The 2691-nt window shown below is 65.7% G+C and carries 2 protein-coding genes; one reads left to right on the top strand and one right to left on the bottom strand.

What is annotated here, in order from left to right:
• The coding region (locus Q4C89_RS14700) for a diguanylate cyclase (RefSeq protein ID WP_303103369.1) at positions 1-258 on the top strand (258 nt) is incomplete at its 5' end.
• A 149-nt stretch (positions 259-407) separates the two neighbouring features.
• Here the strand turns inward: Q4C89_RS14700 and Q4C89_RS14695 are convergent.
• On the bottom strand, positions 408-2543 hold the full coding sequence (locus tag Q4C89_RS14695; RefSeq protein ID WP_303103368.1) for an ATP-dependent RecD-like DNA helicase: 2136 nt from the start codon (positions 2541-2543) through the stop codon (positions 408-410).
• Positions 2544-2691 lie beyond the last annotated feature (148 nt).

Raw genomic sequence — 2691 nt, 5'->3', positions numbered from 1 at the left:
CGTTACGGCACCGAGGCCGACCTGCGGGCCACAGCCCAGTGCCTGCTGGACGCCGCTTCACGGCCCTTTGTCCTGGCGGGGGGAACGGCCAGCGTGGGAGCGTCCCTAGGGCTGGCGCTGTATCCAGGCCACGGCACCGACATGGCGACCTTGCAGCGCTTGGCTGATCTGGCGATGTATCAGGTCAAACACAGCAGCAAAAACGGGTATCACCTGTACCGCGAGGGCGACCAGATGCCGCCTTTGAAGCGTTCCTGATAGGAGATTGGGGCATTGAGAAGACCCCTCACCCCTGCTTTCAGCAGGCCCTCTCCCCTTGGTAGAGGGTCGGGAATAGTCCCACACTGGACGATAAACCCTCCATCAACCATCAGCCAAGCGGAACCATCAACCATCAACAAATACCGCTACCGCCCCTGAATCCGCTCCAGCAGCGCCGTGTTTCGCGCTTCCCGCTGCCGGGTCGCCGCAATCTGCCACGCCGAGGCCGACCCCGCCGAGAAAAAGCGGTCTTTGGCCCGTGTGAGCGCCGTGTACACCAAGTTGCGCGAGAGCATCGGCATGTGCGCCTCATGCAGCACGCCCAGCACCGTGTCCCACTCGCTGCCCTGGGCGCGGTGGACGGTCAGCGCGTAGCCGAGTTGCAGGTTGAACAGTTCCGCGCCCGTCAGTTCCACCACATTGCCGTCAAAATCCACCGTCAGGCGCGACCCCTCGGCCTTGAGCACGGTGCCGAGCGTGCCGTTGAAAATCTCATTGTTGTAGTCGTTTTTGGTCTGCACCACGGTGTCGCCTGGGCGGGCCTCGCCTTCGGCAATGTGGACGCCGCCTTCGCCTGGGTTGAACAGGTTTTGCAGGTGGTGGTTGAGGTTGTCCATTCCCAGCGGCCCTTTTCGCATGGGCGTGAGCACCTGCACCGCAGCAGGCCCGCCGAGTTCGCGCACCATCAGCGCCACGCGCCGCGCCCCGCCGTCAGGTTCGGTTTCGGTGAGGTTGAGGCGCTTGTCGCCCCACTGCGGGGCCTCGCCGTGCAGCAGGCCGTGCGCCGCCGCAATAATCGGGTTTTTCGCCGCCTGACGGTACACCTGGGTCAGCCGCACCGTGGGGGCCGCCTGGGTCAGAGCAATCAGCGGCAGGCCCGCGTCCACCGGGGGCAACTGGTCGGTGTCGCCCACCAGCAGCACCCGCGCTCCGGGGGCCACCGCCGAGAGGAGCGAAAGCATCAGCGCGTCGCCCATCATGCTCACCTCGTCCACGATGAGGAGGTCGTACGGCGCGGGTTCTAGGTGGTTGTGCCGAAAGCCCTGCGGCCCGTACCCCAGCAGGCGGTGAACGGTGGACGCCGTGCGGCCCGTCACCTCGCCCAGTCGCCGCGCCGCCTTGCCCGTGGGGGCGCAGAGGCCGACTTCCAGCCCCAGCGACTCGGCCAGGTCGGCCACGGCCCGCGTGGTGGTGCTTTTGCCCGTGCCTGGGCCGCCCGTCAGCACCACCAGTCGGTTGTTTTCCAGCAAATCCAGCACGCTGGCCTGCTCGTCGCTGAGGCCCTTGCGGGCTTTTTTGGGCACTGTCCAGTCATCGTTGCCCGCGCCGTCCACAGGCGGAGTCGCCAGCAGCGTGCGAATCAGGCCCGCCAGTTTCTTCTCGGCCCGCAGGACGTGGGGGAGGTAGATGCGCCCTTCGCCCCCTGCCTGGGCAAACAGCGGCGAGTCGTCTTCTGAAAGTCTGCCGAGTTCCACCGCCGTTTCCACCGCCAGCCGCGCCTGTTCGGGGGTCACGCGGGTGTAATGCACCACGCCCCTTTCAGCCCGCGAACGGGGCAGGTAGCTGTGGCCCGCCTGGGTGCCCGCCAGTTGCAGCGCGTACACGGCGGCGGCGGTCAGGCGGCGGGGGTCGTCGAGCGCGCCGCCGCGTGCCTGCCACAGCTTGTCGGCGGTCAGAAAGCCGATGCCTTCGACTTCGGTCAGGGTAAAGAGGTCTTTTTCCAGTCTGTCCAGCGCGTCGGCCCCAAAATGTTTGACCGCCCGCTGCGCCTGATTGATGCTGAGGCCCAGCCCCTGTAAGCCCGCCAGCAGCCGACGCTCCAGCCCCTGCTGGCTCCAACTGCTGACCATCTTGTGCAGGGTGGACTCGGTGACGCCGGGGATTTGCAGCAGTTTTTCGGGTTCGTCTTCCAGAATGTCGAACGCCGCCGCGCCGAACGTCTTGGCGATTCTTTTCGCCAGCACCTTGCCCACGCCGCCCACCCGCGCTTCGAGGTAGGCCGCCACGCCGCTTTCGGTGAGGTCGGCGGGCAGGGCTTCGAGCACCATGTTCAGCACGCGGTACTGGTAGCCGTACTCGCGGTGTTCTTCCATCGTCACTTCGGCGCTGAAACTGTCACCCACGTCCAGCGGCGGCATCACGCCAATCACGGTGGCGTCTGGGTCTTCGCCTTCCTCGTTGCGCAGGGTCGCGCTCATCACGGTAAAGCCCGTGTCGGAGCGGAAACGAACCTTATTCACGCTGCCGGAAACTCGGAGGGACTCTTGGGGCAGCGCAGACATGAGCCAGAAGATAACACGGGCGCTCTGTTATGTGGTGAGCATAATACGGAGCCATAAAAAAACCCCCGCCGCAGCAGGGGCGAGTGAGGGCGGGCGTCAACGATTCATTCCCACTCGATGGTGGCGGGTGGCTTGCCCGTGATGTCGT

The sequence above is a fragment of the Deinococcus sp. genome (genome assembly GCF_030523985.1).
Classification (GTDB): domain Bacteria; phylum Deinococcota; class Deinococci; order Deinococcales; family Deinococcaceae; genus Deinococcus.
Note: the sequence above shows the minus strand (reverse complement) of the source record. Positions and strands in the feature narration are given on the sequence as shown.